This is a genomic window from Actinophytocola sp. (genome assembly GCF_036378875.1).
GTDB lineage: Bacteria > Actinomycetota > Actinomycetes > Mycobacteriales > Pseudonocardiaceae > Actinophytocola.
In genome coordinates this window covers 82,254-89,822 of sequence record NZ_DASUVO010000022.1, presented here as the reverse complement: position 1 = coordinate 89,822, position 7,569 = coordinate 82,254, and the positions used below count along the sequence as shown (strand labels likewise).

The following is a 7,569-nucleotide window of genomic DNA, read 5'->3' as shown; positions in this document are numbered from 1 at the left end:
AAATCGACTCTCACCACGTGATCTTCATGGTGGCGGGGCCTCGTACTATGACGCCGAACTTCCACCGCACGCCCTCTGGGCCGTCCGCCAGTTCCAGTGTTGGGAAGCGGGTCAGCAGCTCCGCCAGGGCTTCCTGAAGTTCCAGGCGGGCCAGCTGTGCGCCGATGCAGTGGTGTGGGCCGTGGCCGAAGGTGATGTGCGGGTTGGTCTTGCGGGTCAGGTCTATTTCTTCCGGGTTCTCGAAGACCTCGGGGTCCCGGTTGGCGGCGTGGATCGCGGCGAGCACCGGGTCGCCTCGACGAACCAGGGTGTCGCCGACCCACACGTCCTCCAACGCGTACCGGGCGAACATCGCCGCCGTGTTGATCGGGACGTAGCGCAGCAGTTCCTCTACCGCGCTGGGGATCAGGTTCGGGTCGGCGCGCAGTTGTGCCAGCTTCTCCGGTCGGGAGAGCAGGGCGAACACAAAGCTGGGCAATGCCGACGACACCGTCTCCACGCCGCCGGTCAGCAGGCCGGCACCGGCCAGGGAGACGAGTTCCACCTCGGTGAGCTTGTCGCCGTTGTCCCTGGCGTAGACCAGGGCACCGAGCAGGTCGTCGGTCGGCTCCGCGCGGCGGGCGGCCACGAGGTCGCCGATGTAGGCCTCCAGTTCGGCGCCCACCTCGTAGAGGACGTCGCCCTTGGCGGTGGCGTCGTCGGTCAGCGCGGCGGTCCACTCGCCGAACCGGTGGCGGTCGGTGAACGGGACACCGAGCAGGTCGCAGATCACCGTGACCGGCAGCACCCTGGCGAAGTCCACCACCAGGTCCGCCGGCCGGCCGCGGTCGACCATGTCGTCGATCAGTCTGCTCGCGACGCCACGCACACCGACCCGCATCTGTTCGACGCGGCGGGCGCTGAACGCCTTGCCGACCAGCCTGCGCAGGCGGGTGTGGTCCGGCGGGTCCATGCCCATGATGCCGTCACCGGTCGACTGCCGGCGCATCCTCGGCTGGTCGAGCCCCTGCGCGACGGCACGGCTGAACCGGGAATCGGTCATCACCAGGCGACAGTCGGCGTACCGGGTGGCGAGCCAGGCCGGCTCGCCGAACGGAAGCCGCACGCGGGAAAGGGGTTCCTCGGCACGTAGCTTCGCGTACAGCGGCGACACCTCGATCTCGTGCATGTCGAACGGGTAGTCCCGGACCATGTTCATGAGACTCTCCTTCCGCCGATGGCGCGGGGTTCCCGGCGTGCGAGCGCGAGTGCGTCGAAGGTGTCGCGGACATGGGACAGCGCCGCCATGAGGTCCGCCGACCCGACCGAGCGGCGTGCGCCCATGCCGTCCATGGTGGACAGCGGGAGGGAACCGGTGTCGGCCCAGCGCAGGGTGCCGTCGGCGTCGAGGTAGCTGCGGGTCTGCCCGGCGTTGTCGGGATGCAGGCAGTACGGGACGTCGAGCAGGCCACGCTTGAAGGCCGTGACAAGTGCCCGACCGAGCTCCTCTTCACAGTTCAGGACCGCGTCCAGCAGTGCGTGGGCTTCCCGGTAGATCTCGTTGTCACCATCGGGAAGCGGTGGGGTCGTCAACGGCCGGGCCGCGGCCGCCGCGTGCTCAAGGGCGGCGACGTTCTCCGCGATCGTCGGGATGCGGTGGGCCTCTGCTGCGGTCTTCACGATCAGGCGGGGTGAACCCGTGGCGACCGCCAGCTCCGCGGCGCTGGCCAGCAACTCGAGGGCGCCCTGCGGTGTTCTCGGGTACAGACCCATGTAGGCGTAGACCACGACGTGCCAGCGGGCCGACGGGAGCAGCTCCGTGCACAGCCGGCGCAGGGCCGCGATCGCCTCGCGGTCCTGCGCGGGGTTCGTCTGCTGGGCATAGCTCACCGAGATGCTGCGAAACCCGTGGTGGTAGAAGAAAAGCGCTTCCAGCACGCTCAACGCGACCAGGAGCCCTGGTGGGCAGAGCTGGCCCATCATGCAGCCGCCGAAGGTCTCGATGTGCGGCTCCACACCGGACTCGCGGATCAGCGGGGCAAGCTCGCGGCAGGCCGCCCAGTTGCGCACAGACTCCTCGAGGGAGGTTCGCCCGTACGGCAGGCAGTAGGAGACCGGGCCGCCTTCCGTGGCGTGCAGGCGCGCCGCTACCAGCGCCTGGAAGATCTCCGCCGGGCGTGGTGACCCGTGCCGCACCTGGACCGGGAAGTCGGTGCTCTCGACCCCGTCCAGCATCGCTCTGGTCACCTGTGTCGAGTGGCTGACGATCGGGTAGCCGTTGAGCCCGAAGCCGGTACGCAGTGCCCGGTCGACCGAGGCGAGGTCACCGACCCTGGTGTAGCTGTCCAGGGTGATCGTGCCGACCGTCGTCGCGTTCGCGTCACGCGTGGCCAGCAACCCGGCCCGCATCCGCGCCGGGTCCGCGAAACCCATGCGTGGCTGCACGACCAGCTGTGCGGCCTGCTCGACGAACTCACCGAAGTTCATGGGCACTGTCCGAGATGGACTCGACGAACCGGCGGAACGACGCCGGCCCGTCCACGCGGTCGTCGAAGACGGCGTCGAAGCCCGCGGCGAGCAGACGGTCGACCTGCCCGCTGGTCTGCCGGCCGGCCGTGCCGAGCTTGCCGCCGACGACCATCGGGACGTCGGCCAGTTCGTGGTGGGCACGCAACCGCTCGACCACCCGCAGCGCGTCCTGGTACCCGTGGCCGTTCACGCTGCTGATCACCAGCAGGTCCGGCCGCACGCTCAGGCACTCGGACACCAGCAGCTCGTCCGGCACGCAGGCGCCGAGGTTGATCACCTCGAAGCCCAGCTCCTCGACGAGCAGCTGCAGGAACACCAGGTTCCAGGTGTGGGCGTCGGAGGAGACGGTGCTCACGATGACACATCCCCTGCGTCGCGACGGCAGGTCGAGGCTCGTCAACGCGCCACCTCCACCCGCCGACACTCCACCTGGGACACCGACACCACCTCGCCGCCTCGCACGACCACCTCGGTCGGGGTTGGACGGCTCAGAAAACCGAGCAGGCTGGCGGAGATCCCGTATGCGCCGACGTTGGGCACGGTGACCACGTCACCGACCGCCAGCGCCGGCACGGCGGTGTCCCTACCCAGCGTGTCCCCGGGTGTGCACAGTGGACCGACAAGGCTGGCGTGCTCCACCGGCTCCCGTCCCTCGAACCGCGCGGACACCGGCAGCAGGCGACCCAGACCGGACAGGCCACCCACGGCGTTGATGCCCGCGTCCAGGACGACGAACTTCTTGCCGCGGCTCTCCTTGATGTTCACCACGCCGCACAGCAGGGAGCCACTGCCTCCCACCAGGTAGCGGCCCGACTCGCAGGCCAGCCTCGGCTCGCCGGCCCGCCACCTGGGCAGGTACAGGTCGAGCAGCGCCTCCAGCTCCGTGCGCAGCTTGTCGTACTGGGCTCGCCGGCCCGGAACCGCGTACGGCGAGGAGAAGCCGCCGCCGATGTCCAGGAACTCCAGCGGCAGGCCAACTTCCTCGGTGAGCCGTGCGGTCAGCTCCAGGACGAACTCGAACTCGGCCGTCAGGCTCGCCTCGTCGGCCGCGTTGCTCATGGTGAAGAAGTGCGCGCCGACCACGCGGATGCCTCGGATGGACGTGAGCGCCGGCATCAGCTCGGGCAGGGTCTCGCTGTCGATACCGAACTGCGACGGCTTGCCCATCATCCGGATGCTCGTGGCCGCGCTCGCCGACACACTGTTGACCCGCAGCAGGCAACGGGCGACGACGCCGTGCCGGTCGGCGGCGGCACCGACGTGTTCGGCGTCGGTGAGCGACTCGACGGAGAACATCCGCACACCGCGCCCGATCGCCTCGGCCAGCTCCCGATCGGTCTTGCCGGGTCCGGTGTAGAGGCACTCCTCGGCCGCGTATCCCGCGGTCAGCGCGGCGGAAAGCTCCCCCACCGAGCTGATCTCGGCCCGGCAGACCCGGCCATCGCCGGTGCGCAGGGCGCGGGCGACCTCGGGATGCGGGTTGGCCTTGAGCGCGTAGAACAGGTCGAAGTCCGCGGGCAGGGCGGCGAACAGGCTCTCCCGAGCCTCGACGACCTGGTCGAGATCGTAGACGTAGAGCGGGGTTCCGTACCTGGCGGCAAGCTCGGTGGTGTTCATCGCCCCTCCACGAGGGAGGCCAGTTCCCGTGCCGCGTTCTTGCCGTGCGCGGTGAGCGGAAAGTTCTCGACGACGTGACAGACCGCCGGCACCTTCGCCGGCTCCAGCCGTCGCGCCAGCTCACGCAGCACGGTGTGCGGGGACAGATCGGTCTCCACGCAGAGCGCCAGGTCGCGGTCGGCGGTCGGGGGAATCGCCCCCGCGGCGCGAACACCGGGAATGTCCATCGCCGCCGCCTCGATCTCCAGCGTGCTCATCCGGATGCCCTTGCGCTTGAACATGTCGTCCCGGCGGCCCTCGAAGTACAGGTAGCCGTCCGCGTCCAGCCGGCCGTAGTCACCGGTGTGGAGCCGAGGCACGCCGGTGAGCGCGTCGGTGCGGAACGTGCGGGTGGTCAGCTCCGGCGCGCGCCAGTAACCGGGCATCACATGTGGTCCACTCACGACGATCTCGCCGATCTCACCGGCCGGCACCTCGTTCCCGCCCGCGTCCACGATCTGCACGGTGGTGCCGGGCATCGGCCGACCAACCGAGTCGGGCCGCTCCCCGTCCTGCTCCGGTGGCATGATCGCGATCCGCTTGCACTCGGTCTGACCAAACTGTCGAACCACCCGCACTCCGGGGAAAGCGGCACGGAGCGCTTCGATGGTGGCTTTGGGCAGTGCGGCACCGGTGTTGGTGAACATCCGCACCGGCGGCCGAGGACCGCTGTCCCGCGCCAACAACGTGATGAGCATCGAGGCGAGCGAAGGCACGATGGGCACCACGGTCGCCCCGACCTCACGCATCCGCGTGAGCAGTACCAGATCCGCTTCCCCACCGGCGAGAACGAGCTCGGCACGCCCAAGGCAGGACAGCAACACCTTGTACAGGCCGTAGTCCCACGACATCGGGAAGCGACAGAACACCACGTCGTCGTCCCGGTATCCGAGCACGGCCTGAATGGCCCGCGACGCGAAGGTCACCTGCGCGTGCGGCCCGATCACGCCCTTCGGCGCGGCCGTGCTACCGGAGGTGTAGATGAGCACGGCGATGTCGTTCGGGCTGACGTCGGCGGGCGCGAGACGCACACCCCGATCCCGCAACGCGGTCACCTCACGCCAGAACGCGGTGAAACCGTGCACGGGCACACCGGTGGCCTGCCGGACGTCCTCGACGTCGTCGTCGGCGACGATGACCAGCGCGGGTTCCGCGTTGTCCACGACGGACCTCAACTGGAACGTCTTCATGCCGGGGTTGAGCGGCACGAACACCGCACCCCGGCGGGAAACACCGAAGAACGTCGCGACCAGCTCACGGGTGGTCGGCAGCCGCACGACCACCCGCTCGCCCGGGCCGAGGCCACGCGCACGCAGCCATGCGTCCACCGCACGGCTCCAACCAGCGACCTCGGCATAACTCCACACCCCGGACGCGTCCCGCACGGCCGCACCGTCCGGCTTGTCCGCCACCGCATCGTCAAGCAGATCATGAACGAGCATTTCCACGTCCAATGCGCACATTTCGCCGCCAATTCCCGTGACTGCCAGAAGCTTCACGCGACGCGGGGCCTCAACCAACCCCTAACGTCCCCTAGCGCACGACCGCTCCGGTGAGCAGCTCACCCGCCAAGGCCGTCAGCCTCGACCGATCCACTTTTCGGTTGCCGTTCAGTGGGAACTCGTCCAGGTTCCGGTAGTGCTTGGGAATCACACCTTCGGGGAGCAGGTCCCGCAGCTTTCGGACAATGTCCACAGTGGCCAGCGGGGCGCCGGTGTAGAAGCTGAACAGCTGAATGCCGCCCGTACCGGGTACACCCACGGTGACGGCGTCGTGGACGCCGCTTGCCCGCAGCGCGTTCTCGATCTCGGCCAGCTCGATCCGCCAGCCCTGCACCTGAACCTGCGAGTCGAGTCGGCCGAGGTAGGCCAGCTCACCCTCACCGATCACGCGTACCCGGTCGCCGGTTCGGTACCAGCGCAGGGAATCCCGGTCCACGAACCGTCCCCGTTCGTCCTCCGGGTCCAGGTAGCCCGGGGTGAGCTGGGGCCCGGCCACGCACAGCTCGCCCTCGCCGGCGGTGGGTTCGCCGCGCTCGTCCAGCAGTACGTGGTCGTGCCCGTCATGCAGGGCGCCGATGGGCACCACGCCGTTCACCGAAGCGGACGGTGACATGTCGTCGCACCAACGGTAGGCGGCGACCGTGATGGTCAGCTCTGTCGGACCGTACAGGTTTTCCAGCACCGCGTTGGGCGCGGCACGTCGCCAGTCCGCGGCGTCCCGGCACTTCAACGCCTCGCCGGCGAAGAAACTCCACCGTAGTCCGGGCAGCGCCGCGGCGTCGAGGCCGCCCATCCGGCGGACCAGGTCGATGACGCTCGGCGTGGAGAACCAGACGGTGAGCCCGGCATCCGCGACGTACTCGGGTAGCGCGCGGTAGGCCTGCGGTGGCACCACCACGGCGGTGCCACCCGAACCCCAGGCACAGAACAGGTCGAACAGCGAGCAGTCGAAGTTCAGGTCGAAGGTCTGGGAGAACACGTCGGCCGGCGTGAAGTCGTACCGCGCGTCCAGCAGCCGGAAGTAGTGTTCCGTGCTGCCGTGGGTGATCACGACCCCCTTGGGCCGGCCGGTCGACCCGGAGGTGAACAGCACATAGGCCGGGTCGTCCCGGGTAACCGGGCGAGGGTGGTCCAGTGCGTGCCGGCCGTCCGCGGCGAGCACCGGGAATTCCGCGACGGCGAGGTCGGCTTCCGGTGCCAGCACGGCGACATCGCACCGGTCGGCCAGCAGTCCAGGTAGGACTCCGAGTCCGGCGCCGTCGCAGATCAACGCCGTGGCCCGGGACGCCCCGAGCATCTGTCGGAGGCGGGCCACCGGGAAGTCCGGACGGAGCGGTACGACCGTCGCGCCGGCGTAGAGAGCCGCCAGGATCCCGGCGTACGCGGTCCGTCCCTTGCCGGCCAGCACCCCGACCACCCTGTGCTCCGCACGGGCGAGCGCCCCGCCCCAGCGCAGCGCCAGCTCGTGTGCCTGCGTATAGGTCACCGAGTCCGGGCCCACCCGCACCGCCGCGCCATGGGGGGACAGCTCGAGCCCTCGCAGGAACCTCGAGTACAGCGCGTGCCCACCGGTTGCGTCCATTCGCGTCCTCCGCCGAATTAGGGGCCAGTTTCGGAAAACCTAGGGGTCTGTGTACGCCGATCCGGCCGCTTACACTCTTTCCTATGTGGGACAACAAGTTCGAGGAACTTCTGCGCCAGTACCTGCCCTACCTGCCGGCCGACGAGCCACTGGAGCCGACCCTGTCACTACGCGAGTTCGGGCTCGACTCCATGGCCACCGTGGAGCTGCTGTCCGCGTTGGAGAACGCGTACCAGCTCCGTTTCGAAGACGACGCACTGACGTTGGAAACCTTTGCCACCGCGGAGATCCTGTGGAAGACACTGGACCCGACGCGCTGAG

At 69.1% G+C, this 7,569-nt stretch carries 7 protein-coding genes; 1 reads left to right on the top strand and 6 read right to left on the bottom strand.

Translation table 11 applies throughout. The annotated features are described in order from the left end of the window. Window positions 1–10: 10 nt before the first annotated feature. From VF106_RS06450 to VF106_RS06425, 6 genes are all read right to left on the bottom strand, one after another. Window positions 11–1,198, bottom strand: a complete 1,188-nt coding sequence (locus VF106_RS06450) for a cytochrome P450 (protein WP_330838642.1) — start codon at window positions 1,196–1,198, stop codon at window positions 11–13. Beyond that, on the bottom strand, window positions 1,195–2,466 hold the full coding sequence (locus VF106_RS06445) for a methylaspartate mutase (protein WP_330838641.1): 1,272 nt from the start codon (window positions 2,464–2,466) through the stop codon (window positions 1,195–1,197). The genes VF106_RS06450 and VF106_RS06445 overlap by 4 nt, the downstream gene beginning before the upstream one ends. After that, on the bottom strand, window positions 2,453–2,863 hold the full coding sequence (locus VF106_RS06440) for a cobalamin B12-binding domain-containing protein (protein ID WP_330838640.1): 411 nt from the start codon (window positions 2,861–2,863) through the stop codon (window positions 2,453–2,455). Before VF106_RS06440 ends, VF106_RS06445 begins: the two co-directional genes overlap by 14 nt. A gap of 41 nt (window positions 2,864–2,904) precedes the next feature. After that, on the bottom strand, window positions 2,905–4,125 hold the full coding sequence (locus tag VF106_RS06435; RefSeq protein ID WP_330838639.1) for a type III PLP-dependent enzyme domain-containing protein: 1,221 nt from the start codon (window positions 4,123–4,125) through the stop codon (window positions 2,905–2,907). After that, entirely contained in the window at window positions 4,122–5,606 is a 1,485-nt protein-coding gene (locus VF106_RS06430) for an AMP-binding protein (RefSeq protein WP_330838638.1), read from the bottom strand. The genes VF106_RS06435 and VF106_RS06430 overlap by 4 nt, the downstream gene beginning before the upstream one ends. 91 nt (window positions 5,607–5,697) lie before the next feature. Then, entirely contained in the window at window positions 5,698–7,248 is a 1,551-nt protein-coding gene (locus VF106_RS06425) for an AMP-binding protein (RefSeq protein ID WP_330838637.1), read from the bottom strand. Between the two features lie 83 nt (window positions 7,249–7,331). Between VF106_RS06425 and VF106_RS06420 the strand changes: the two genes are divergently transcribed. Next, window positions 7,332–7,568, top strand: coding sequence for a phosphopantetheine-binding protein (locus tag VF106_RS06420; protein ID WP_330838636.1), 237 nt, complete (start codon window positions 7,332–7,334; stop codon window positions 7,566–7,568). Window position 7,569 lies beyond the last annotated feature (1 nt).

Excerpts from the sequence above, each read along its gene's own strand:
- VF106_RS06450 (WP_330838642.1), bottom strand. The coding sequence starts at position 1,198 with ATGAACATGGTCCGGGACTACCCGTTCGACATGCACGAGATCGAGGTG.
- VF106_RS06445 (WP_330838641.1), bottom strand. The coding sequence starts at position 2,466 with ATGAACTTCGGTGAGTTCGTCGAGCAGGCCGCACAGCTGGTCGTGCAG.
- VF106_RS06435 (WP_330838639.1), bottom strand. The coding sequence starts at position 4,125 with ATGAACACCACCGAGCTTGCCGCCAGGTACGGAACCCCGCTCTACGTC.
- VF106_RS06430 (WP_330838638.1), bottom strand. The coding sequence starts at position 5,606 with ATGCTCGTTCATGATCTGCTTGACGATGCGGTGGCGGACAAGCCGGAC.
- VF106_RS06425 (WP_330838637.1), bottom strand. The coding sequence starts at position 7,248 with ATGGACGCAACCGGTGGGCACGCGCTGTACTCGAGGTTCCTGCGAGGG.
- VF106_RS06420 (WP_330838636.1), top strand. The coding sequence starts at position 7,332 with ATGTGGGACAACAAGTTCGAGGAACTTCTGCGCCAGTACCTGCCCTAC.